This is a genomic window from Streptodolium elevatio (genome assembly GCF_040649515.1).
In the GTDB taxonomy this organism is placed as follows: Bacteria; Actinomycetota; Actinomycetes; order Streptomycetales; family Streptomycetaceae; genus Yinghuangia; species Yinghuangia elevatio.
The window spans coordinates 15,832-39,560 of record NZ_JBEZFP010000069.1; the positions used below are offsets into that span (position 1 = coordinate 15,832).

The window sequence follows — 23,729 nt, forward strand, 5'->3', positions numbered from 1 at the left end:
CCGCGATGTCCGCGTCACGATTCCCGGTCGACCCACTCTCCATGGGTATGACGAACCCTCAGAACGCCCGCCGCGAGAACCCCTACGTCTCCGCCGACGAGCCGCTGTCCGCGACCGACCGGCACCTGGCATGGCTGCTTGCCGAGTGGCGCCGCCGCAGTTACGCGGCGGGTTGGCCGGGACACGCCGTGTGGCTGACCCCCGGCGCCGAGGCGGCCGTGGCGGCGTTCTTCCAACCCGGCAGGATCCGCGGCGCGTGCGAGCTGCTGGCCCGCGACCGGGCCGACGCGGACATCCCCCTGCTGACCGCGCTGTCCGACCTGGACCTGCTCTTCCTGACCGCGGTGGGCCGCGGCGCGTCCGACTCGGTGGTGTCCGGGTACGCGGCCGCCCGGCACGCCCGCAGCCCTGTCGTCGAGGGCTACGACCCGGTGTCCGAACTGCCGACCGAGGTCCTGCTGCGGCGGCATCTGATGCGGATCGCGGCCGACACCTCGCTGACGCCGCACGAGCGCCCGGCCGTGGTCGCGGTCGAGCCGCAGATCGGCGCGTACCCCCTGCATGAGCGGCTGCGCCTGACGCTGCTGGTCGCGCAGCACGTCATGGAGATCTTCGGCGCGCCCGCGCACCTCCTCGGCGACGGGCGGCTCGCGGTGGCCACGACGCGCCACGACGTGCTGCCCTCGCTCCTCCAGCTGGCCGAGCTGGCGCCCTACGACCCGGTGCTGGCCGCGACGGGCAGGAGCGCGCTGCCCACCCTGCGCCCCTCGGTGGTCCGCGTCGAGCCGCTGCCGACCGAGGGCACCGGCCGCCGGGGCGGGCTGTGGGTGGCGTGATCCCGTCGGCCCCGGCCGTGCTCCCGGCATGATCATGTTCGTGTGAACGACCCGTCCGACGAGCGGGGTCCGGCGCGCCGGACCCCCGCCCGAAGCGCGTCGCCCGACGGGGAACTGGCGGTCCGCACGCGCGTCGGCGACCGGCAGGCGTACGCGCCGCTGTGCCGGTGAAGCCCGGCGGCGCGACTACTCGCGCACCACCAGCACGGGACACGCGGCGTGGTGGACCACGGCCGTGCTGACCGAGCCGAGCAGCAGCCGCGAGAAGCCGCCCGTGCCGCGCGATCCGACCACGACCATCACGTGCCGCTCCGACATGCCGAGCAGGACCTCGGTGGCGGTGCCCGCGAAGACGTGGACGTGCAGGTCCCCGTCGAAGGGCGTGTCGCGCGCCCGGTTCACGTCGCCCACGAGGGCGTCGGTCTCGCCGCGCACCGCTTCGAGGGCGGCGTGCATGTCCTCGACGTAGACCGCGCCGGGGGCCATCGCGGCGTAGGTGCCGGCCGGGGGCGCGGCGCTGACCACGTACAGCGGCAGGCCGCGCAGTTGGGCCTCGGTCATCGCCCAGTCCAGCGCGCGCCGGGCGGGTTCCGACCCGTCGACGCCGACCACGACCCCGCGCGGTTCGTCCTCTGCCATGGGTGGCCCTCCCAGTGCGTGCCGCAGAAACCCGTTCGGCTGCTCCGAAGGGCTGGAAGGGCTGGTACCGCAAAACCCACAATTCATCACATTTTCTGAGAATTGCGGCACAGGTATCACCCGCCCGGACGTGCGTCGACGGGCGGCCGGGACGGGCAGGCGAAGAAGCAGGCAGGCGAAAACACTGCGAGGCGACTGCGAGGCAACTAGTGAAAAGGTCAGGTGCAAGGCAGCCGAGGGGTCATGGGAAGGCGCCCCCCGGCGGACCTTCCCACGACCGGCCTCTGCTCCGCGGTCGGGTGCTCCCGCTCCCCGCCGGACACGGAGAACCGCAGGCTATCCACAGGGTGTTAGGAACAGATGACGGCAACATGACGCGTGTGCGGCGGCCCGGGTTGGCAAGATGCCGGCCCGGGCCGCCGCGGTCGCGCCCAGGTGCCTCGGTCAGCCGACGCCGCCCGCGAGGGAGACCCCGCCGTCCACGACCAGCGTCTCCCCCGTGATCCACCCGGCGTCGTCCGAGAGCAGGTACGCCGCCGCCTTCGCGACGTCCTCCGGCACCCCGAGCCGCTTCATCGGGTACGCGGCGGCCGCCTCGTCCTCGCGCCCCTCGTACAGCGCCTCGGCGAACCGCGTTTTGACCACCGCCGGCGCGACCGCGTTCACCCGCACACCGGGCCCGAGTTCGGCCCCCAGCTGGCGCGTCATGTGGATCAGCGCCGCCTTGCTGACGTTGTACGCGCCGATGAACGGCCCCGCGACGATGCCGCCCACCGAGGCCACGTTGAGCACCGAGCCGCCGTGCTCGCGCATCCACGCGCCGTACGCCGCCTGCGTCCAGCCCAGCGCCGAGACGAGGTTGACCTCCATGATCTTGCGCACCGCACCGAGGTCCGCCTCGATCAGCGGCCCGAAGTGCGGGTTGATCCCCGCGTTGTTGACCAGCATGTCCAGCGAGCCGAAGCGCTCCAGCACCGCCGCGACGGCCTCTTCCCGGTGCGCGGGGTCGTCCGCCTTGCCCGCCACCGCGATCGCGACGTCCGGCCCGCCGAGTTCCTCGACGGCCGCGTCCAGGTCCTCCTTTTTGCGCGCGGTCAGGCACACCTTGGCGCCGCGCGCCGCGAGTTCCGCCGCGATGCCGAGCCCGATACCGCGGCTGGCCCCGGTGACCAGCGCCGCCTTCCCGGCGAGCCGGTCCGTCAAGTCGACCGTCATGCCACGAACTTCCCTTCTTCGAGGACGGTCCGGGCCTTGGCCGCGAGACCGGAGAGTTTCTCCCTGCTGAACCGGGCCGCCCCGCCGTCGCCCGCCTGGTCGCCCATCGCGCCCGCGGTGTACCGGTCGAGGACGCCGGCGAGGATGCAGGCCAGCCGCCAGTAAGCGAAGGCGGCGTACCACGCGATGCCGGCCAGGTCCCGGCCGGTGGCCTCGGCGTACCGCGCGCAGAAGGCGGCGCGGTCGATGAAGCCTTCCGAGGCGGTCCCGTCGGACGGCAGCAGGTCGCCGGTCTCGCCGCGCTCGACCCAGTAGACGAGGGTCGTGCCGACGTCGGCGAGCGGGTCGCCGAGGGTGCACAACTCCCAGTCCAGGACCGCCTGCACGCTGCCGTCGGGGCCGATGATGCAGTTGTCGAGCCGGAAGTCGCCGTGCACGATCGTGGCGCCCTGCTGCTCGGGCACCGAGGCCACCAAGGCCGCGTGCACCTCGTCTATCTCCGGTACGCCGTCCAGCCGCGTCGCGTCCCACTGCCGGTGCCAGCGCCGCAACTGCCGCCCGATGTAGTCCTCGCGGCGGCCGAGGTCGCCGAGGCCGACCGCGTCCACGTCGACCGCGTGGATCGCGGCGAGCGTGTCCGCGAGCTGCTCGCCCGCGCGGCGCCGCCCGGCGACGTCGAGGGCGCGCGTGGCCGCCTCGGCGTTGCGCAGCACCTCGCCTTCCACGAACTCCATGACGTAGAACGGCGCGCCGTTGACCGAGTCGTCCGGGCTCAGGCCCACGACCGGCGGCACCGGCACCGGTGTGCGCCCGTCGCCGAGCGCGGCCAGGATGCGGTGCTCGCGCCCCATGTCGTGCGCGGTCGCCAACACGTGTCCGAGCGGCGGCCGGCGCAGCACCCACCGCGTGCCGGCCCGGTCCTCGACGACGTACGTGAGGTTGGAGTGCCCGCCCACGACCGGGGTGAAGGCCAGCGGCGGCACGAGCGAGGGCACACGTTCGGACAGCCACGCGGTGACCTCGCCGGGGGCGACGCCGGCCGGAGCCGCAGTGCTCGGTTCGGTCACGCCTGGGCCTCCGGTGCGTCGAGCAGGGCGGCGAACTTCTTGCGGGCTTCCTCGCGCCGGGTGGGCACGTGCTCGGTCGGCACCTCGGCGGGCCGGTAGTTGCGCAGCACCTGCCGGGCGACGCTGACGCGGTGGACCTCGTCGGGGCCGTCGTAGATGCGGGCGGCGCGCGCGTACCGGTACATCTGCTCCAGCGGCAGGTCGGTGGAGAAGCCGAGCGAGCCGTGGATCTGGACGGCGCGGTCGATGACGTCGTAGAGCACCTGCGCGCCGAAGAACTTGATGGCGGAGATGTCGGTGCGGGCCGCGGGCGCGCCGTCGCGGTCCATGCGCCAGGCGGCGTGCAGGGTCATCAGGCGGGCGGCCTGGATGCCCGCGTACGAGTCCGCGATCCAGTTCTGCACGGTCTGCTTCTCGGCGAGCAGCGAGCCGTGCACGTACCGCGACAGCGCCCGCTCGCACAGCATGTCCAAGGCCCGCTCGGCCTGTCCGAGCCAGCGCATGCAGTGGTGGATGCGGCCGGGGCCGAGCCGGAGTTGGGCGAGCTTGAAGCCGTCGCCCTCGTTCCCGATGAGGTTCTCGTACGGCACCCGCACCGAGTGGTAGCGGATCTCCGCGTGGCCGCCGAAGCCGTGGAACCGGTCGGTCCGGCCCGGGTCCTCCAGCGTCGCCACGTCGCGCACGACCTCGACGCCGGGGGTGTCGGCCGGCACCACGATCATCGAGGCGCGGCTGTGCGGGTTGGCCTCGGGGTCGGTGACCACCATGACGAGCAGGATGTCGGCGACCGAGCCGTTCGACGTGAACCACTTGTGGCCGTCGATGACCCACTCGTCGCCGTGCCGCACCGCGCGGGTGGCCAGCAGGGTCGGGTCGGAGCCCGCGGTGTCCCGTTCGGTCATCGAGAAGGCGCTGCGGATGTGCCCGTCGAGCAGCGGTTCCAGCCACTTCTTGCGGTGCCGGTCCCGTCCCGAGGCGGCGATGCCGTGCGCGAGCAGTTCGGCGTTGCCGGAGTCGGGCGCGTTGTTGCCGAACACCACCGGTCCGTAGGGCGTGCGGCCGAGGATCTCGTGCATGAGCCCCAGGCGGACCTGGCCGAAGCCCTGCCCGCCCAGGTCCGGGGGCAGGTGGGCGGCCCACAGGCCGCGGGCCTTGACCTCCTCCTTCAGCGGTGCCAGCACCGCGCGCAGTGTGGCGTCGTCGAATTCGAGTGTCTCCAGCGGGTAGATCTCGTCGCGGACGAATCCGCGCATCCACTCCAACTGCTCCTCGAACTCCGGCTCGGTGGAGAAGTCCCAGGCCATAGTGCCCATCCCCTCGCGTGATCGGTGCTGGTCGGTCGAGTGCCCGCGGCGGCCGGACGGCGGTCTAGCCGGCCGCGGCGTACGGGCGTGCCACGCGTCTGGAGAAGGCCAGCGAACGGCCCGCCTCCAGCGCGGCGAACTGCATGAGGTGCGGGAGCAGCCGGTGCAGCGGGCCGACCGTCACCGCGGGTCCGGGGGTGCGCCCCGGTCCCGAGACGCCGAGGAGCGCGCCGAGCCGTACCGCGGCCCGGCCGACCTCGCCGTGCGTCATGGGCCGCGCGGGGCCGTGGGTCTCGGCCGCCGCGCCGCGGTCGAACAGGGCGACCGTGGTGGTGGTGACGCGCTCGGCGTACGGGCGCACCGCGTCGCGGTCGCGCGGCACCGCCCACGAGGTGAGCACCTGCAGACCGCCTTCCCTCAGCACGAACATCTCCTGCGGCGGGTCCGCCGCACCACCGGTCGCCCGGGCCACCGTCATCGCGTCGCCGCCGCTCTCGACGAAGACCATCCGCGGTGCCGTACCCCGCAGTGCGCGGTGGCACGCCGCGACGCCCTGGCCGGGCGGCATCGGGACCGTGGCGGCACCGGCGGCCAGTACCGCGAGGTCGAGCACGGTCCACTCGACACACGGTCTGACCATGACCCCGATCCGGTCCCCCGGCAGTACGCCGCCGGCCATGAGCCCGGCCGCCACGGCGACCACCCGGTCCTCCAACTCCCGCCAGGTGAGCGAGCGTTCCACGTGCCCTGCGGGGTCCTGCCAGTGTGCGGCCATGCGTTCGGGCCAGTGGTCGGCGGCCCGCCACAGCGCCGCCAGCAGGTTGCGCGCGTGCTCCACGCCGACACCTCCCTGCCCGGCCGGAGACCGCGGGGACGGGGCGCGGATGTCGGCGCGCCGTACTCGTGCCGCCGGATGCCAACCAACGGTAGGCATCGTCGTCGACCTGCCCCGAACCTTGAAGACCCACGGCCGCACCCCTCGACTCGGACCGTCCGGCTCACACGCCGAGCGAGCGCCCGATGATCTCCTTCATGATCTCGTTGGTGCCGCCGTAGATGGCCTGCACCCGGCTGTCGATAAAGGCCTTGGCGACCGGGTACTCCATCATGTAGCCGTAGCCGCCGTGCAGTTGCAGGCAGCGGTCGACGACGCGCTTCTGCAGGTCGGTGGTCCACCACTTGGCCTTGGAGGCCTGTACGGCGTCGAGTTCGCCGTCGACGTGCCGCATGATGCAGTCGTCGAGGTACGTGCGGGCGATGTCGAGTTCCGTGGCCATCTCGGCGAGTTCGAACCGGGTGTTCTGGAATCCCCCGATGGGCTGCCCGAACGCGGTGCGCGTCTTGCAGTACTCCACGGTCCCCTCGAACACCGCCTCGGCGCCCGCCACCGCGGCCACCGCGATGCCCAGGCGCTCCTGCGGCAGGTTGTGCATCAGGTGGTAGAAGCCCTTGTCGACCTCGCCGAGGAGGTTGTTGCCGGGCACGCGCACGTCGTTGAAGAAGAGTTCGGCGGTGTCCTGGGCCTTGAGGCCGATCTTGTCGAGGTTGCGGCCGCGTTCGAAGCCGGCCATGCCGCGCTCGACCATCAGCAGGCTGGTGCCCTTGCTGGCCTTGGCCTCGGGGTCGGTCCTGGCGACCACGACCACCAGGTCGGCGTTGATGCCGTTGGTGATGAACGTCTTGGCGCCGTTGAGGATCCAGTCGTCGCCGTCGCGCACCGCGGTGGTCCGGATGCCTTGCAGGTCGCTGCCCGCACCGGGTTCGGTCATGGCGATCGCGGTGATCAGCTCGCCGGAGCAGAAGCCCGGCATCCAGCGGGCCTTCTGCTCGTCGGTGGCCAGGTCGTTCAGGTACGGCGCGACGACCTCGTTGTGCAGGCCGAAGCCGACGCCGCTGGCCCCGGCGCGCACGATCTCCTCGGAGATGGCGGCCAGGTAGCGGAAGTCCCGGACGCCGCCGCCTCCGTACTCCTCGTCCACGTCGATGCCCAGCAGGCCCTGCTTGCCGGCCTTGCGCCACAGCTCGCGGTCGACGATCCCGGCCTTCTCCCACTCCTCGTGGTACGGCGTGATCTCGCGGCGGACGAACTCCCGCACGCTCTCCCGGAACGCGATGTGCTCGGCGTCGAGATGACGGTCCCTCATGGCTGATCCCCCTGCCTGGGCTCGGGTGACTCGGAAGACTCCGAGGAATCGGACGGCTCAAACAGCTCGGACAGCTCGACGGGCTCGGACGGCTCGTCGGGCGCCGACGGCTCGCACGGCTCGGAAGCCCCGGATGACCGGGGCGCATGCGCCGGAAGCGCCGCCGCGCGCAGCGTGTCGACCTCGCGCTGCAGGTCGGCGGCCATCTCGGCGATGAGCGCCGCGCGGTCGATCGCGCCGCCCTGGTCGGCGGCGCGCGCGGGGTCGCGGCGCAGCAGCCCGCCCAGGGCGAACCGGGCGAGCATGGCCGCGAGTTCCTCCGCGGTGTACTCGCCGTCGGGGCGGTACCACTTGAACATCCAGTTGCACATGCCGATCGCGGCGAAGCCGGCGATCTTCGGGTCGACCGCCATGAACTCGCCGTCGGCGACGCCCTCGCGGATGACGGTGCGTACCGCGGTGTCGATGTCGCGCTTGAACTTGTCGAAGACTTCGCGGGCGCTGTCCGGCAGCTGGTCCTCGTCGCGGAACCCGAGCCGGTAGAGGTCGAGGTCGCGGGTGAGGCCGAGCACGTGGAGCTCGATCATCCGGCGCAGGCGTACGGACGCCGGCTCGGCGAGCACCACGACGGCCGAGATGCGGTCGAACCCGACCCGCGCCCAGTCCTCGAAGATCGCCCGGACCAGCGCCTCCTTGTTCGGGAAGTAGTGGTACAGCGCGGCCTTGGAGACCCCGAGCTCGTCCGCGATCTCCTGGAGCGTGACGGCGCCGATGCCGCGCACGCCGAACAGCCGCGTCGCGGTACCGCGGATCTCGTCGCGCATCAGCTTGTTGCGTGGCGCCATCGTCAACCCATGGGTAGGAATTCCGACTCTCTGGTCGGATGCTAGGCGCGCGACGGATCCGGGGCAAGACTCGATCAAGAGATGACCGCGGAACGGTGCCCGGCCACAAGCAATGCCGCGGTACGCGTGCTCCTACCCAGTTCCGGCGCTCTCCCGGCAAACTGGCCCGCTGGCCGATCGGCGGGAGCAGCCGTGCGGCTCCGAGCAGGGCTCGCGGCACGCATTCCCAACTCGTAAGTTGGAAGACTTCCGGGAATCGGCGGGCCCGGGGATGTCAAGACGGCGGCGCCGGCTCCGACCACCTTGCGAAGGGCCCCGGCCGGGGGCCCGCGGTCCACGAGGAGCAGTGAGATGCAGTTCCTGATCAGCATGCACATCAACCCGGCGGTGTTGGACGCGCTGACCGACGAGGAGAAAGCGGCCATCGGCGAGGGCCACGGGAGACTGCTGGCCGCGCTCAAGGAGTCCGGCGAGCTGCTCACCACGCAGGCGCTCGTCGACCCCTCGCAGGCCGCCGTGGTGTCGGTGCGCAACGGCCAGCCGGTGGTGACCGACGGCCCGTTCCTGGAGTCCAAGGAGTACCTGGGCGGCTTCTACCTCCTCGACGTCGAGGACAAGGCGCGCGCGATCGAGATCGCGGCGCAGATTCCGGACGCCGCGATCAAGGGGCTGGGGATCGAGGTGCGCCAGGTCATGTTCTCCGACGGACAATTGGAGGCGTGACAGAACCGGACATCGAGGACCTGCTGCGTGAGCTCACGCCGCAGGTCCTCGGCCTGCTCGTACGCCGGCACGGCCAATTCGAGGGGTGCGAGGACGCCGCTCAGGAAGCCGTCCTGGCCGCCGCGGTGCAGTGGCCGGTCGACGGCGTGCCGGACAACCCCCGCGGCTGGCTGGTCACGGTCGCCTCCCGGCGGCTCGTCGACCAGATGCGCAGCGACCACGCCCGGCGCGAGCGCGAGGTGGCGACGGCCGCCGAGGTGGTGCCCGGGAGCGTCCCGGACACCGACGACACGCTTGTCCTGCTGTTCCTGTGCTGCCATCCGACGCTGACCGCGGCGTCGCAGACCGCCCTGACGCTGCGGGCGGTCGGCGGCCTGACCACGGCCGAGATCGCCCGGGCGTTCCTGGTGCCGGAGGCCACGATGGCGGCCCGGATCAGCCGGGCCAAGCAGCGCGTCAGGGCGGCGGGCAGCACGTTCGCGCTGCCGCAGGGCGCCGAGCGCGAGGAGCGCCTGCGCGTCGTCCTGCACGTGCTGTACCTGATCTTCAACGAGGGCTACACCGCGTCGTCGGGCAACGAGCTGCACCGGGTGGACCTCGCGCGCGAGGCGATCCGGCTGACCCGCATGGTGCACGCGCAACTGCCCGAGGACACCGAGGTGGCCGGGCTGCTCGCGCTGATGCTGATCACGCACGCCCGCCGGGACACGCGTACGACCGCGGGCGGCGACCTGGTGCCGCTGGACGAGCAGGACCGCACCCGTTGGGACCGCGAACTGCTGGACGAGGGCGCGGCGTTGGTCAGGACGTCGCTGGCCGGGCCGGCGCTCGGGCCGTACCAGCTGCAGGCCGCGATCGCGGCCACGCACGCGGACGCGGCCAAGGCCGAGGAGACCAACTGGCGGCAGGTGCACGCCCTTTACCTGATCCTGGAGCGGATCGCGCCGAACCCGATGGTGACCCTCAACCGCGCCATCGCCCTGGCCGAGACCGAGGGGCCGGAAGCCGCACTGGCCCTGCTGGCGACGCTGGACGACGACGCGCGCATGGCCGGCCACCACCGGCTGCTCTCCGTACGCGCGCATCTGCTGGAGAAGACCGGTGACACGGCAGGCGCGTACGAGCACTACCGCCGTGCCGCCAAAGCCACCGCGAGCATCGCCGAACAGCGCTACCTGGAGTCCCGGGCAAGCCGGTTGCGGACGTGACGGCCCGCGCCCGCCCCGCCGGTCAGGCGACCGCGGCGATGACGCTGCCCGCCGTCGCGGCCGTGCCCGTGCCCCAACGCGTGGCCCGGCCCGCGGCGACCCCGCGCAGCCACAGCTCGGCACCCACGACATCGGCGAATCCGCCCAGCAGTTCGCTCGGGTCGCCGCCGCCGGCGCCCTTGCCGAGCACCGGCCTTGTCGCCCGATCGAGCGCGGCGCGTACCGCGGTGGTGTCGAGGATGCCGACTTCGGCCAGCAGCGGCGAGGCGAACAGGTCCCGCAGGTCCGCGGCGTTGCGCCGCAGGCCCCGGATCTCCGAGCGCGTGTAGTCGCCTTTGCCGGTGCGCGACAGCGCCGAGCGGGGCACCAGGCCTTCGACGGCGGTGTGCAGGAGCGTGCGCGGCCCGTCGCCGCGTCCGCGCGCCCACGCGGGCAGCGCGAGACCGGCCCGGACCACGGCGTTGTCCAGGTACGGCGCCCGCATCCGGACCCCGCTGCCGTCCGCGATCTGCTGCATCACCCGGTGCCGGTCCGCCGCGCGCCGCACGGAGACCCACGACGCACGGTCGCCGGGCCTGCGGTGCACGGACGGGTCGGCGCGGCGCTCCGCGGTGTCCGCGGCGGCCTGCTCGGCGTGGGCGCGCAGCGCCGCCGCGACGCCGCGCCGGGCGTCCGGGTCGGCCCACACAAGTGTGGGACCGGGCGCGACCCAGTTGACGAGGGCGTCCATACCCCCCGCGGACATCCCGAGTTCGTCGGCTTCGAGCACCTCGGCCAGCCCGACCAGCGCCCGGTCGAAGCCGGTACGCCCGACGCGGCGGGCCGCCGCGGCCAGGTCGCCCGGCCGCACGCCCGCGACCCGCGCCCACGCGCGGGCGTGCCGCATCGCGGCGACGGGGTGGCGGTCCATCGCGAGGTCGGCGAGGTAAGCGAGCGGCGTGCCGAGCACCGCGTCGCCGCCGTAGCCGGTCAGGTGCACGTCGATGCCCGCCTCGCGGGCGGCCTCCAGGTGCCGCAGCGTGCGGGCGATCGTGACCAGCGACGAGGCCGGGTCGTCGGGGACCGGCGGCGCGTCGAAGGCGTCGATCAACCGCGTGTACGGCAGGCAGTCCGCGTCGGCGGGAACAAGCAGGTGCCGCAGGCGCGCCGACTTGGTGGCGACCTGCGAGGCGTACTCGACGTCGTCGCGCGCGCTCGGGTCGGCCCAGGTCACGGCCACGACTTCGTGCTGCGCGGCCCGCGCGGCCAGGAGCGAGAGGACGGTCGAGTCGCGCCCGCCCGACAGGTCGGTCCCCGTCTTCGCGGCGGCCCCGACACGGCGGTCCACGGAGGCGGTCAGCGCCTCGCGCAGCGCCGCGGCGGCGGCCGGGAAGTCGAGGGGTGCGGCGCCTTGTTCGTGCAGGCGCAGCCGGACCTTGGAGCCGGTCAGCTCAAGCGTGTGGCCCGGCCCGACGCACTGCACGCCGGCGAACAACGAGCGGCCGGCGGTCAGTTCGGGGACGTCCGGGCACAACACGCGCGCCGCGAGCAGGTCGCGGTCCAGGCGGGCGCTGGTGAGGTCGGCGAGCGGGAGGGCGAGGGAGGCGTACACGACGCCGTCCTCGAACGGCGCGTGGTAGACCTGCCGCAACCCGGCCAGGTCGCCGAGCACCAGCGTGCGGCGCCCGAGCCGCAGGACCACGTGGTAGCTGCCCGGCCAGCACGTCAGATGCCGCAGCCCGCCGCCGCGCGCGACCGCGAGCCCCACCTCCAACTCGGCGTCGGTGGCCCGGCAGTCGCCCAGCACGGCCATCTTGTCCCGCCCCCGGGCGACGGTGCGCACCTCGTCCTGCGGCCAGTCACCCACCAGCCACAGGGGATCGGGGCCGTCCCAGACGACCGTCGAGTGGTCGGGTCGCGGCGCCGAGTGGCTGCCGCTCGTCCCAGCGAACCAGCGCATGTCAGATCCCCCTGTACCGCGGTCCTCCACGGCACCGGCCAACGCATCGCCGGCACCAAAGCCCTTACAGTCAAGCAAGGTTAGGCAACCCTGTGCAGAGCGCATGGGCAGGCGCACAGGCACACGGTACCGGCGCACGGCACAACATCACGCCCGAGTGTCGCTCTTTTGTTGGTTTTTCCACCTTTTGGTGGCGAATTTTGACGGCCTATCAGCTACCTGATGCGTACCGTCTTGACGCCTCTCGTACACCCGTTGACCGGCGCTCGTACGAAAGCGTCATTCCCCTTACCCGCGCCACCCCCTCCGGTTACCCTGAGGTAGACGGAAGTCGCCTTTGGGGGCAAGCCATGCGCAGTGGTCCTAAGAGCGACGGGTCAGGGCAAGCCGCCCTCCGACCCGCGGTGACGGCTTCCCGTCTTCCCCGGCCACTCCCCCGTCCGCGCGAGGTACGCGCCCACGAACCCCCGGACGCCGCAACCCGATCCGCCGCATCCGCCGGCGCCGGGTCCGCCACGGGACCGGCCGCGCGAGCCACGGCCGCCCCGTCCGCCGCCGCACCGTCCGCAGGCACGACGCGCAAGCGTTCGAGCCGGTCGGCCGCGGTCCGCGACGGGGCACAGGACGGTGACACCGGTCCGATCTCACCCCAGCAGGGCACGCACCGGCCGAACGCGCGTGAGCCGAACACACGGGAGCAGGCCGGTCGCGAACAGGCCCCTCGGGGGCCGAACGACCTTCTCGGCACGCTTCTGGTACGCGCCGGCGTGAGCAACGCCGGTCTCGCGCGCCGGGTCAACGACCTAGGTGCCGCCAGCGGCCTCACCCTGCGCTACGACAAGACCTCCGTGGCCCGCTGGGTCGGCAAGGGCATGACCCCGCAAGGCCCCGTCCCCCACCTCATCGCGGCGGTCCTCGCCGAACGGCTCGGGCGCCCCGTGCCGTTGGAGGAGATCGGTCTCGACGAGAGCGGCCCGTCCGATCCCGATCTGGGCCTCTCCTTCCCGCGCGACCTTGCCGAAGCCGTCGTCAAGGCCACCGACCTGTGGAGGCACGACCACGTGAACCGCCGCGAATTCCTGACCGGGACATTCGCCGTCACCGCCTTCGCGACCCCCCTCGCGCGTTGGCTCATCACCCCGGCGGACGCACTGGCCGAACACCGCGGCTCCGACCGCAAGGTCGGCCAGACGGATGTGGCCAAGCTCCGGGAGGCGGCGGCCGAGGCGAGGCGCTGGGACAGCAAGTACGGCGGCGGGGACTGGCGCGCGTCCATGGTGCCCGAATGCCTGCGTGTCGAGGCCACGCCGCTGCTGCGCGGCAGCTACCAGGACTCGGTGGGACGCCAGTTGTTCGGCGCGACCGCCGAACTGTCCCGGCTGGCCGGGTGGATGGCGTTCGACACCGGGCAGCACGAGATAGCCCAGCGCTACTACATCCAGGCGCTGCGGCTCGCCCGCGCCGCGGCCGACGTACCGCTCGGCGGATACATCCTGGCCACGATGAGCCTCCAGGCCACCTACCGCGGCCACCCGCACACCGCCGTCGACCTCGCGCAGGCGGCCGTGGAGCGCAACCGCGGGGTGGCCACCGCCAAGGTGACCGGCTTCCTGCACCTCGTCGAGGCCCGGGCGCACGCGCGCGCGGGCGATCCGGGGGCGTGCGCGCGGTCGCTCAACGCCGCCGAGGGGCACCTCGAACGCGCCCGGACCGGTGACGACGACCCCGAGTGGATCGACTTCTTCTCGTACGACCGCCTCTGCGCGGACGGCGCCGAGTGCTACCGGGACCTCCGGCTGCCCGAGCAGACCCGGCGCTTCACGGCGGCCGCGCTGGCCGGGCGCAGCGAGGCGTACATCCGCTCGCACGGCCTGCGCCTGGCCGTCGGCGCCCATGCCGACCTCGCCGCCGGGGACATCGACGCGGCGTGCGGCGGCGGCATGCGCGCACTCGCGGTCGCCCAGCGCGTGCACTCCGCCCGCAACACCGCCTATGTGCGCGACCTCGTCTCCGGACTCCAGGCCGCGCACGCCCGCGAGCCCGTCGTACGGGAGTTCTCCGAGCAGGTGCGCACCTCCATCGGCATCACCGCCTGACACCGAACCCACGGCGAAGGGCCGCACCGCGACGGCCCGTACCGCGACCGGCCGCACCGGCGCCGCGCGATACTGGGCGTCGGCCGGGGGCCGATCGGAGGCCGCCGGGGGGCGGGCCGGGAACGCGGAGGGGCGCATGCTCAGGTACGACGTGATCGTCATCGGCGGCGGCATCGTGGGGCTGTCGACGGCGTACGCCCTCGTCCGACGAGCCCCGGGCACCACCGTCGCGATCCTGGAGAAGGAGACCTCCTGGGCCGTGCACCAGACCGGCCGCAACAGCGGGGTGATCCACTCCGGGCTCTACTACAAGCCCGGCAGCCTCAAGGCCAGGTTCGCCGTCGAGGGCGCCCGCCGCATGGTCGAGTTCTGCGCCGAGCACGGCATCGCGCACGAGGTCACCGGCAAGCTCGTGGTCGCCACCGACCCGTCCGAACTCGGGCGCATGAAGACGCTCTTCCAACGCGGCGAGGCCAACGGTGTACCCGTGCGCGAGCTGACGTCCGATCAGATCCGGGAATACGAGCCGAACGTGCGCGCGATCGCCGGACTGCACGTCGGGACCACCGGCATCGTCGACTACACCGACGTCTGCCGCACACTCGTCGGCCTGCTGCACGCCGAAGGTGTGTCGCTGCGTACCGGCGCCGGAGTCACCTCGCTCGCGGTGCACCCGGGCGAGGTCGTCGTGCAGACGCGCCTCGGCGAGGTGCGCGGCCGAGTCGTGGTCAACTGCGCGGGCCTGTACAGCGACCGCATCGCCGCGATGGCCGCCCGAGCCGAGGGCGGCGCCCCGCCGCCGGTCCGCATCGTGCCCTTCCGCGGCGAGTACCACGAGCTGGCACCGCACCGCCGCGGCCTGGTCCGCGGCCTCGTCTACCCGGTCCCCGACCCGGCGTTCCCCTTCCTCGGCGTGCACCTGACCCGCGGCATCCACGGAGACGTGCACGTCGGCCCCAACGCGGTGCTCGCGCTGCGCCGCGAGGGGTACGCGTGGACGCAGGCCGACCCGCGCGAACTCGCCGCGACCCTCGGCTACTCCGGCATGTGGCACATCGCCCGGCGGCACTGGCGGTACGGCGCGGGCGAGATGCTGCGCTCCCTGGCCAAGCCCGCCTTCACGCGCGCCGTGCAGCGCATGCTGCCGGCCGTCACCGCGGACGACCTGGTCCGCGCCCCGGCCGGGGTGCGCGCGCAGGCGGTACGCCCCGACGGCGAACTCGTCGACGACTTCCTCTTCACCGGCGGCGAGCGCATCGTGAACGTCCTGAACGCCCCGTCGCCGGCGGCCACCGCCTCTCTGCCGATCGGCGAGGAGATCGCCGACCGCGTCCGGGAACGCCTCGCCGCGGGCATCTGAGGACAGCGGCAGGGACCGCAAAGCCCTCCGCCGAACCGCCTCACTCGCCTCCCTGACTTGCCACCCTGACTTGCCACCCTGACTCGCCACCCGACATGCCCACCCCGAGGAGCGGCCATGGCCAAGGTCACCATCTCCCTCGACGCCGACCTCGCGATCGAACTCATGCTGATGTCCGGCACCAAGAGCCCGCAGGACGCCGTCCAACTGATCGCCCTGGACTATCTGGCCCGCGGGCGACGGACCGAGGCACGCACCGGGGACGCCCGAGACGCGCGCCGCACCGCCGAACCGCGCCCGGGACCGTCCGAGCAGGGCTGACCGGCCCCCGGGCAGGGCCGGATCGGGCCCACGCCTCCCGTAGCATCGAAGAGTCTCCCGGCACGGCCTCCGCGTGCCATGCCCCCGAGCCGACGGCCTTCTCCCCATGTCCTCCGCCACGCCTTCCGACACGTCCGCCACGTCGACGACGTCCGCCACGGTCTCCGCGTCCGCGCACCGGCCGGCGTCGCCGCCCGCGGGCACCGAGTCCACCTTGGCGCCCGACCCCTTCGGCGGGCCGCCGGTCGGGGTCGTCCGCACGTTCCACCCGCGCCGAGGACGGCTCAGCCCGCAGCAGCAGGACGCGATAGAGCGGCTGTGGCCGACGTACGGCCTGCCCGTGGACGGCAAGCCGCGCGACCCCGCGGCGCTGTTCGGCAACGGCGGTCCGGTGGTCCTGGAGATCGGGTTCGGCATGGGCGAGGCCACGGCGGCGATGGCCGAGGCCGAACCCGGCGTCAACATCCTCGCCACCGACATCCACACCCCCGGCATCGGCAATCTGCTGCACCTGATCGAGGCACGCGGGCTCGGCAACGTGCGCATCGCCGAGGGCGACGCCGTGGTCCTGCTGACCGAGATGCTCCCGGCGGACTCGCTGGCCGGGATCCGGGTGTTCTTCCCGGACCCGTGGCCCAAGTCGCGCCATCACAAGCGCCGCCTGATCCGGCCCGGCTTCGCCGCTCTCGCGGCGTCGCGCCTGGCCCCCGGCGGCACGCTGCACTGCGCGACTGACTGGGCGCCGTACGCGGCGTGGATGCTGGAGGTCCTCGAGGCCGAGCCCGCGCTCGCCAACACGGCGGGGCCGGGCGGCGGGTACGTACCGCGCCCGGACCGGCGGCCGATGACGCGCTTCGAGCGCCAGGGCCTCGCCAAGGGTCACGAGGTCGCCGACCTGATCTTCCGCCGCGTCTGAACCGCCCGCGGCGCCCCGCGGACACGGGACGCCGCATTTTGGGCCAAGGAAACGAACCGGTCGCCGGTCCCGGCTATCGTCACACCATATGGACACGCCCGATCACGCGCTGACCGCCGCCGGACCCTCCGGCGGCGGTACGGTGCGGGCGCTGCGGGCGTTCCTCGCGAAGCCGCGCAACCGGATCGTGGTGCTCGGCCTGCTGTTCGCCGGATGCTGGATCACCGCCGCGGTCAAGATGAGCGACGTGACCGGCCTCGACGGCCTCGCGGTCGGCATACCGCTCGCGGCGGCCCCCGTACCGCTGGTGGTCGGCGCGTTCCTGCTGCTCGCCCGGGCCCGACCGCAGCCGTGGCAGCACCTGGCCTTCGCGCTGTCGTGGGGGGCGGGCGCGGGCGCACTCGCGGCCCTGTACGCCAACTCGTGGTCGATCGACGCGATCGTCGACCGCTCCGGCGAGTACCAGGGCGAACTGCTCGGGCTCACCGTCGTCGCGCCGTTCGTCGAGGAACTGGCCAAGGGCGCCGCGGTCCTGCTCCTGCTGCTGTTCCGCCGCCCGTGGTTCCGCGGCCCGCTGGACGGACTGGTCCTCGCCGCCACCACGGCCGCGGGGTTCGCGTTCACCGAGAACGTCCTGTACTTCGGCCGGGCCTTCGGCGAGGGCAGCGACGAGGGCGACGCCGCCGCGCAGACCGCCGCGATCTTCCTGGGCCGGGCGATCCTCACGCCGTTCGCGCACCCGCTGTTCACCGCCGCGACCGGCCTCGCCCTCGGCATCGCGGTGCTCCTGCGGAACCGCTCGCGGGCGGTTCTCGTGGCCCTCGGCGGCTATCTGGTGGCCGTCGGCCTGCACTCCGCGTGGAACGGCTCGGCGTGGAAGACCACGGTCGACGACGAGCCCGCGATCATGCTGTCCGTCTACTTCCTGGTCATGGCACCGCTGCTCGCAGGCGTGTTCGTGACCGGCCACAAGCTGCGCGGCGCGCAACTGGACGCGGTCCGGACCCAACTGCCGCACTACGTCGGGGCGGGCTGGTTCAGCTGGAACGAGCCGTACGTGCTCGGCTCGGTCGCCGACCGCAACCGCCAGCGCCGCGCCGCCCTCGCGCTGTACGGGAAACCGGGCGAGCGCGCCGCACGGCAATACCACTGGAACGCCACCGCGTTGGCCGAGCTGCGGCGGAGCGCGGTCCGGGGCGGCGTCACCGCGGAGGAGTTCACCCCGCAGGAACGGGTGTTCCTCGACCGGTTGTGGGAGCTGCGCCACGCGCTCGGCGAGGTGCCGGAGCGCACGATGCCGACGCCGCGCTGGGGGCCGATGCCCACATACGGCTGGACGCAGGCGGCGGCGTGGCCGCAGTACGGCCCGGCGGGGGTCCCGCAAGCTGCCGGGCCGCCGTACGCGGCGAACCCGTATGCGGCCCCCGCGCCCGCGGCGGCGTTCGCGGCGCATCAGTACGGCGGCGCCTATCCGTATTCAGCGCACCCTTACTCGGCGCACCCTTATTCGGCACAGCTGTACCCGGCACATCTGTACGCGGCAAATCCCTACACCGCGCACCCCTACGCCGCGCATCTGTACGCCCCCGCCCACGCGTACGCCGCCGTCCCCCACGCGGGCGCCGCGCACGCCGTCGTCCCGCCCGGCTGGAGCGTCCGGCCGCCGCTGGCCGCGGACTCACAGCCCGCCGCACCGAACCCCGTGGACGCGGTCCCACCGAAGCCTTCGGCGGCCCCCGCAAGCGAGCCCACGGGCGGCTGAACCGCCGCCCGCACCGCCCCCGCGTACCGCGCACGGCACCAAACGCGGGTCCGTCCGCCGCAGACCCGGGCGCGTGGGACTATGGTCCCCGCCCGCGCCCGCCTGTGGGCCCGACTGGAGAATGCCCGTGCACATCAGCGTCAACTACATCCCGAGCGAGCGCGACATCGCCGACGGGGTCATCGCGTTCCGCCGCGGCCTGTTCCGCGGTCTGACCGTGGGCGGCGCGATTCTGCTGGCGGCGGGTCTGGTGGTGCTGCTGATGGGCGCGCTGGACGGCGGGGTCGCCTTCTGGCCCTTCATCTTCCTGGCCTTCGGTGCGGCGATGCTGGGCCTGCGCCTGTGGGCGCCGCTGCAGGCGGCCCGGCAGAACCGGCACATGCACAGCGACGTGTGCGAGGTGACGTTGACCGACGAGGTGTACCGGTCGGCGATAGGGGCCAATCGCGCGGAGATCCCGTGGAGCACCTTCCGCAAGCTGCGGTCGGTGGACGAGCAGTGGATCTTCGAGTTCAATCCGGCGCAGGCGATCATGGTGCCGCACCGGATCTTCAGCGCCGAGCAGAACGCCGAGATCGGCGGCTTCCTGCGCGAGCGCGGCCTGACCCGGCGCTGACTCGGGGCCGACGCCCGGCCCCGACCGAGCACATCCGACCCGGACCCGACCCGGACCCGAATCCGGCCCGGCGCCGACGCGGCTGCGTCAGCGCCGGTCGATCGGGCGTACCGCGTAGTCCCCACGCGCCCGTTCGCGCCGCTCACGGTCCATCTGCCGCGCGATGACGACCTCCAGCGCGCTCCAGCCGCAGGCGAGCAGGAAGAGCGCGGCGAACACCAGCGCGACGACCCACAGCCACGAATGCGCGATCACGGCGAACGCCGCGACCATCACGGCGACTATCGTCATCGCGAAGAACACGAAGGTCAGCGCCGCGGCGTCGCCCGCCCGTTCCGAGAGTCGGTTCCGCCCCACCGGCCGCCCCCTCCCACTTCGCATCCACACCCTTTAGGGGTAGATGCCCGGGAAGCGCGCGGCCATACGCGCGCGGGCGCCTCACGGCTCCAGTACGACTCCCGAGGTCACGTGCGTGACGGTGCCCGTCATGCCGCGCGAGCGCGGCGACGCGAGGAAGAGCACGGCCTCGGCGATGTCCTCCGGCTGCGTGATGCGCCGCAGCGCGGCGCTCGACGCGAACTCCGTGCGGACCTCGTCCGCCGTCAGGCCGCGGCGTTCCGCGACCTCCTCCAGGTACTTGGCGAGCTTCGCGTTGTCGGTGTAGCCCGCGACCACGACGTTGACCCGGATGTTGTCGCGGCCCACTTCGCGCGCCATGGTGGCCGAGGCGATCTCCATGGCCATCTTGGTCGACGCGTACGCCGCCATGTACGGCAGCTTCATGCGCGGCGCCTCCGTGCTGATCTGCACGATCGACCCGCCGCCCACCGCCCGCATGTGCGGCAGCGCGGCCCGGCTCACCTCCAGAACGCCCAGCACGTTGACGTCGAACGCCCGCCGGTACTCGTCACGGTCCAGGTCCTCCACGCGGCCGGACGGGTTGTAGGTGGCGACGTTGACCACGACGTCCACCCGCCCGAGCCCGTCCGCGGCCGCGCCGACGAGCGCGTGGCACGCGTCGCGGTCGGCGATGTCGGTCGGTACGGCGAGCACCTTGCGGCCGGTCTGCGCCGCGACCCGGTCGGCGAGTTCGCGCAGCGGTTCGGCGCGTCGCGCGCCGAGCACGAGGTCGGCTCCCTCGCCCGCGAGGGCCAGCGCGGTGGACAGCCCGATCCCCTCGCCCGCGCCGGCCACCACCGCGACCCGTCCGTCCAGGCTCCCGCTCATCGACGCCACCCTCTTCCGCGCGTAAGACCGCGCATACATCCGCACATGCCCCCGGCACACACCCGCGGATACTTTCCTTGCCCTTATCGGGTATCAAGGAACTGACGGATCATCAAGATCAGCCCACCGGGACACGGAGCGGAGACGGCATGGACGAGGGCGCGATGCGGGACGTGGGCAGGCTCCTGGCGTACGAGGAGATCCGCCAGTTGGCCGCGCGCTACGCACTCGCCGTCGACAGCAGGGACCTCGACGGGTTGTGCGCGTTGTTCGTCGACGACGTCCGCGTCACGCGCGACACTTCCGGGCGGGAGGCCCTGCGTGCGTCCTTCGCCGACCAGTTGCGTCCGCTCGGGGTGACCATCCTCAACGTGGGCACGCACGTCATCGACCTGCTGGACGAGGACCACGCGACCGGCCACGTCTACTGCAAGGGCGAGATCCAGGAGGGTCCGCGCTGGATCCACCAGGCGATCCTCTACCGCGACGTGTACGAGCGGCGCGGCGGGCGCTGGTACTTCGTGCGCCGCCGCCACGATCTCTGGTACGGCGCCGACGTCGGGGCGAACCCGATCGGACTGCCGCCCGCGAACTGGCCCGAGCGGTCGTACGGTTCGGGCACTGTCCCCAGCCTGTGGAAAACCTGGCAGGAGTTCACCGACCCCGAGGGCAACAAGGCGGGCGAAAACGGAGAAATGCCTTAGCCCTTCGGCGTAACCCCTATCGGCTGGTATACGTATGAGACTCATGGAACCGGCCGTATGGGTGCCGGCTTCCTGACTCGGCAACCAGAGGGGCAGCACGTGATCCGGTACCGACTCCGGGTGGACTTCTATCAGGACGTCCCGGAGGACCGGCCCCCGACGGGGTACGTGGGTTCGCTGCTGTCCGGCGACTTCGCGGGGCCCGCGCTGCCGCGCGGCGGCGACTCGATCTCCGCGATACCGCTGGGCGGCGCGTACGTCGGCCCGTGGACAGGCGGTCCGTACATGCTCGTGCACCGCGTCGAGCACCACCCGGTGCCGGTCGACCTGGACGGCCACATAGTGGAGTGGTGGGAGCAGTACCCGCACCCGTCGGTGCACGTCGTGGTGCGCGCGGAGTGGCCCGACGAGGAGAAGTCCGAGCACGAGCTCATGAACGTCTACGAGGCGCAGGGCTGGAGTTCGTTCCCGGCGGGACCGGACAACCCGTTCGTGGCGACCACCGACGTCGCGGTGTTCTGACCCGGCACCGACCCGTCTGGACCGGTCCTGGGGCACCTGACCCGGTTTCCGGCGGCCCGCCGCGGCCCGAAGGCCGCCTGCGCGGACTACGGAGCCTTGTAGCTCTTCTTGTCCATCGTCGTGACCAGCTGCTTGACGACCGCGTCGTAGGTCTTCGGCAGCCCGCCGGTGCTGAACGAGATCTTCGACTGCGGCAGCCACCAGACCTGCGGCTCGATCGACGTGCCGTCGGTGCAAGGGACGGTGTAGCGCGCGTACTCGTACGTCAGCGCCCCGAGCTTCTGGAACTTGCGGCCCGTGGTCTTCGGCTTCGGCCCCGTGGCGCCCGGCGCGAGCGAAGGGCACCACGCCGCGGGCGCGCCCAGCGTCCAGCCCGCCGGGTCGTCGAGGGCCACCTTGCGGTCCTGGCTCTCGCCGACCCATACGCGCAGTCCGCCGCGCAGGCAGTCGGTGCGCACCTCGACGGGCAGTTCCAAGGGAGCCACGCACACCGTGGCGGGGCCGTTCGGCCGGGCGTCCCATCCGGCGGGGATGGTCAGTTTGAGTCCGGACAGGTCGAACACACCCGGGCCGACGAGAGTGCCCGGCGGCGGGGTGTCCGGTTTCGCCGCCGGCGGCGCGGGCGGCTTGTCCTTTTCGTCGCCGCCGATCGCGGCGACCGCCGCGACCACGCCGACGATGGCGGCCACGACCGCCGCCGCGGCGATCAGCGGCTTGCGGTGCCGGGCGAAGACGCTGCCCGCACTCTCACCCGTGCCGCCGTCACCGTCGGCGCCGCCACGCCCGCGACGCCGACCGGACGCTCCGCCGGTTCCGCCGCCGTCGGCGAACAGGCCCGCCAGCGAGTCGCCGACGACCGTGTCGTTTTCGTTGGTCCCGGGCCTGTGCGGTGTCCCGGACGCGTACCCGGGAGCGGCGCCGAAGGCGGCGTCGCCGTACGGCGCGTACCCGGCGGGTGCCGTACCCGGGCCGGGGGGCATCGGCGGCGGAGTCGGCGGGAGCGGCGGCACCGAGCCGACCGGCCCCCGCGGTTGCGGGACGCCCGGCGGCGGCACCGGGAGCGGCGCGGGGACGGTGGCCCCGTCCGCCATTCCGCCCGGCTGCTGCCCGAAACCGGGCCCCTGAGTCTGCCCTTGGGAAAAGTCCTGTCCGAGCTCCGGTGCGGGAGCGGCCGCATGGCGTCCGGCCCGGCGCCTGCCGGTACCAGGTGCGGAGATGCCGGATGCGGAGGCGCCGGGTGCGGGGGGACCGGGCGGCGCCGGTGGGGCCGCGGGGCCCCCGTCGGAGGCCCAACCCCCCTCGATGGCCGGGGCCTTCCAGTGCAGGTTGATCAGCGACGTGGCGTCCGAGACCGGGTCGGCCGCCGGTGCGCCCGCCCCGAGCGCGCCGCGCCAGGTGCCGGTGACCGTCTCCAGCACCTGGTGGGCGGACGGCCTGCGCAGCGGGTCCTTGTCCGCGCTCCAGTCCACGATGCCGCGCAGCGCGTTCGGGACACCGGCCGTGTCCGCGTCGTCCTGGAGCACGCGCAGCGCGACCACTTCGGGGGCGCCGGTGCCGAAGGGTATGACGCCGGTCGAGGCGTACGCGACCATCATCGCCCAGGCGTAGACGTCGGCCGCCGGCGTGCTGTTCTGTCCCTTGAACCGCTCCGGGCTCATCCACGCCGGCGAGCCGATCATCATGCCGGTGCGGGTGAGCCCGCTGTCCTCCATCGACCGGGCGATGCCCAGGTCGAGCACGCGCGGTCCGGCCGGCGAGCACACGACGTTCTGCGGCTTGAGGTCGCGGTGCACGATGCCGACGCCGTGCAGGGCGACCAGGGCCTCGGCCAGTCCGGCGGCCAGCGCGAAGAGTTCGTCGCCGGCCATCGGGCCTTGGCGCTCGACGCGTTCCTGGAGGGTCGGGCCGGGCACGTACTCGCAGGCGAACCACGGTTGCGGGGCGTCCACATCGGCGTCGAGCACCGGTGTCGTGCAGGTGCCCTGCACGCGGCGGAGCAGGGCGACCTCGCGGCTGAAGCGGGCGCGGAACTCGCGGTCGTCGGAGAACTGCGCGTGCACGATCTTGATGGCGACGCGCCGTTCGTAGTGGTCGAGCCCGGCGTACACCGAGCCCATGCCACCCGATCCGAGCCGGCCTATCAGCCGGTACGGCCCGACCGCCCGCGGATCCGCTTCTCCGAGCGGCCGTATCCCCGCACCGGCTTCGGCTGCCATACCGCCTCCGCGCACTCACTCGCCGGAGGCGGCCCCGAGCGCCCGCCTCCTCGTCCGGGGCATCCTCTC

General features: G+C 73.0%; 23 protein-coding genes. 12 read left to right on the forward strand and 11 right to left on the reverse strand.

Translation table 11 applies throughout. The features are described 5' to 3' along the window. Positions 1-47 precede the first annotated feature (47 nt). Together AB0C36_RS24655 and AB0C36_RS24660 are read left to right on the forward strand one after the other, a co-directional pair. A complete protein-coding gene (locus AB0C36_RS24655) occupies positions 48-836 on the forward strand; it encodes a hypothetical protein (protein WP_358357500.1) in 789 nt (262 codons plus the stop codon). 42 nt (positions 837-878) lie between these two features. Beyond that, positions 879-1,007: a hypothetical protein gene (locus tag AB0C36_RS24660; RefSeq protein WP_358357502.1), complete on the forward strand. Its 129-nt coding sequence runs from the start codon at positions 879-881 to the stop codon at positions 1,005-1,007. A gap of 15 nt (positions 1,008-1,022) precedes the next feature. On the opposite strand, the gene AB0C36_RS24665 is transcribed toward AB0C36_RS24660, so the two are convergent. The 7 genes from AB0C36_RS24665 to AB0C36_RS24695 all read right to left on the reverse strand — a co-directional run bounded on the left by AB0C36_RS24665 (position 1,023) and on the right by AB0C36_RS24695 (position 8,050). Further along, entirely contained in the window at positions 1,023-1,475 is a 453-nt protein-coding gene (locus tag AB0C36_RS24665) for a universal stress protein (protein ID WP_358357504.1), read from the reverse strand. A 444-nt stretch (positions 1,476-1,919) separates the two neighbouring features. Next, entirely contained in the window at positions 1,920-2,690 is a 771-nt protein-coding gene (locus tag AB0C36_RS24670; protein ID WP_358357506.1) for an SDR family oxidoreductase, read from the reverse strand. Continuing rightward, a complete protein-coding gene (locus tag AB0C36_RS24675; protein WP_358357508.1) occupies positions 2,687-3,757 on the reverse strand; it encodes a phosphotransferase family protein in 1,071 nt (356 codons plus the stop codon). Before AB0C36_RS24675 ends, AB0C36_RS24670 begins: the two co-directional genes overlap by 4 nt. Then, positions 3,754-5,061: an acyl-CoA dehydrogenase family protein gene (locus AB0C36_RS24680; protein ID WP_358357511.1), complete on the reverse strand. Its 1,308-nt coding sequence runs from the start codon at positions 5,059-5,061 to the stop codon at positions 3,754-3,756. The genes AB0C36_RS24675 and AB0C36_RS24680 overlap by 4 nt, the downstream gene beginning before the upstream one ends. Before the next feature lie 64 nt (positions 5,062-5,125). Further along, complete coding sequence (locus AB0C36_RS24685) at positions 5,126-5,899, reverse strand: AMP-binding protein (protein WP_358357513.1); 774 nt, start codon at positions 5,897-5,899, stop codon at positions 5,126-5,128. Positions 5,900-6,059: 160 nt separating this feature from the next. Beyond that, positions 6,060-7,205 carry an acyl-CoA dehydrogenase family protein gene (locus AB0C36_RS24690; protein ID WP_358357516.1) on the reverse strand — a complete coding sequence of 382 codons (1,146 nt, stop codon included), beginning with the start codon at positions 7,203-7,205 and terminating at the stop codon, positions 6,060-6,062. Beyond that, on the reverse strand, positions 7,202-8,050 hold the full coding sequence (locus AB0C36_RS24695) for a TetR/AcrR family transcriptional regulator (protein WP_358357518.1): 849 nt from the start codon (positions 8,048-8,050) through the stop codon (positions 7,202-7,204). Before AB0C36_RS24695 ends, AB0C36_RS24690 begins: the two co-directional genes overlap by 4 nt. Positions 8,051-8,401: 351 nt before the next feature. Here AB0C36_RS24695 and AB0C36_RS24700 point away from each other — a divergent pair, with 351 nt between their 5' ends. Continuing rightward, complete coding sequence (locus AB0C36_RS24700) at positions 8,402-8,773, forward strand: YciI family protein (RefSeq protein WP_358357520.1); 372 nt, start codon at positions 8,402-8,404, stop codon at positions 8,771-8,773. Next, positions 8,770-9,981, forward strand: a complete 1,212-nt coding sequence (locus AB0C36_RS24705) for an RNA polymerase sigma factor (RefSeq protein ID WP_358357523.1) — start codon at positions 8,770-8,772, stop codon at positions 9,979-9,981. Before AB0C36_RS24700 ends, AB0C36_RS24705 begins: the two co-directional genes overlap by 4 nt. Positions 9,982-10,003: 22 nt before the next feature. On the opposite strand, the gene AB0C36_RS24710 is transcribed toward AB0C36_RS24705, so the two are convergent. After that, on the reverse strand, positions 10,004-11,920 hold the full coding sequence (locus AB0C36_RS24710) for an albusnodin/ikarugamycin family macrolactam cyclase (protein ID WP_358357525.1): 1,917 nt from the start codon (positions 11,918-11,920) through the stop codon (positions 10,004-10,006). Positions 11,921-12,672: 752 nt separating this feature from the next. Between AB0C36_RS24710 and AB0C36_RS24715 the strand changes: the two genes are divergently transcribed. From AB0C36_RS24715 to AB0C36_RS24740, 6 genes are all read left to right on the forward strand, one after another. Beyond that, a complete protein-coding gene (locus AB0C36_RS24715; protein ID WP_494410258.1) occupies positions 12,673-14,016 on the forward strand; it encodes an NsdA family TPR-like regulatory protein in 1,344 nt (447 codons plus the stop codon). A 136-nt stretch (positions 14,017-14,152) separates the two neighbouring features. Further along, positions 14,153-15,376 carry an L-2-hydroxyglutarate oxidase gene (gene lhgO, locus AB0C36_RS24720; protein ID WP_358357529.1) on the forward strand — a complete coding sequence of 408 codons (1,224 nt, stop codon included), beginning with the start codon at positions 14,153-14,155 and terminating at the stop codon, positions 15,374-15,376. A gap of 117 nt (positions 15,377-15,493) precedes the next feature. Next, the gene (locus AB0C36_RS24725) at positions 15,494-15,697 is read left to right on the forward strand and encodes a hypothetical protein (RefSeq protein ID WP_358357533.1); all 204 of its coding nucleotides are present in this window, start codon (positions 15,494-15,496) and stop codon (positions 15,695-15,697) included. Positions 15,698-15,803: 106 nt separating this feature from the next. Then, the gene (trmB, locus tag AB0C36_RS24730; RefSeq protein ID WP_358357536.1) at positions 15,804-16,613 is read left to right on the forward strand and encodes a tRNA (guanosine(46)-N7)-methyltransferase TrmB; all 810 of its coding nucleotides are present in this window, start codon (positions 15,804-15,806) and stop codon (positions 16,611-16,613) included. 88 nt (positions 16,614-16,701) lie between these two features. After that, positions 16,702-18,375, forward strand: coding sequence for a PrsW family intramembrane metalloprotease (locus AB0C36_RS24735; protein WP_358357539.1), 1,674 nt, complete (start codon positions 16,702-16,704; stop codon positions 18,373-18,375). Positions 18,376-18,502: 127 nt separating this feature from the next. Continuing rightward, entirely contained in the window at positions 18,503-18,991 is a 489-nt protein-coding gene (locus tag AB0C36_RS24740; protein ID WP_358357541.1) for a YcxB family protein, read from the forward strand. Positions 18,992-19,078: 87 nt separating this feature from the next. Here the strand turns inward: AB0C36_RS24740 and AB0C36_RS24745 are convergent, their stop codons facing one another. Both AB0C36_RS24745 and AB0C36_RS24750 read right to left on the reverse strand, forming a co-directional pair. Beyond that, positions 19,079-19,348, reverse strand: a complete 270-nt coding sequence (locus AB0C36_RS24745; protein WP_358357543.1) for a hypothetical protein — start codon at positions 19,346-19,348, stop codon at positions 19,079-19,081. An 81-nt stretch (positions 19,349-19,429) separates the two neighbouring features. Continuing rightward, the gene (locus AB0C36_RS24750) at positions 19,430-20,218 is read right to left on the reverse strand and encodes an SDR family NAD(P)-dependent oxidoreductase (RefSeq protein ID WP_358357546.1); all 789 of its coding nucleotides are present in this window, start codon (positions 20,216-20,218) and stop codon (positions 19,430-19,432) included. A 149-nt stretch (positions 20,219-20,367) separates the two neighbouring features. Between AB0C36_RS24750 and AB0C36_RS24755 the strand changes: the two genes are divergently transcribed. Beyond that, a complete protein-coding gene (locus AB0C36_RS24755; RefSeq protein WP_358357547.1) occupies positions 20,368-20,922 on the forward strand; it encodes a nuclear transport factor 2 family protein in 555 nt (184 codons plus the stop codon). Positions 20,923-21,021: 99 nt separating this feature from the next. Next, a complete protein-coding gene (locus tag AB0C36_RS24760; protein ID WP_358357548.1) occupies positions 21,022-21,444 on the forward strand; it encodes a hypothetical protein in 423 nt (140 codons plus the stop codon). An 86-nt stretch (positions 21,445-21,530) separates the two neighbouring features. On the opposite strand, the gene AB0C36_RS24765 is transcribed toward AB0C36_RS24760, so the two are convergent. Further along, a complete protein-coding gene (locus AB0C36_RS24765) occupies positions 21,531-23,660 on the reverse strand; it encodes a serine/threonine-protein kinase (protein ID WP_358357550.1) in 2,130 nt (709 codons plus the stop codon). Positions 23,661-23,729 lie beyond the last annotated feature (69 nt).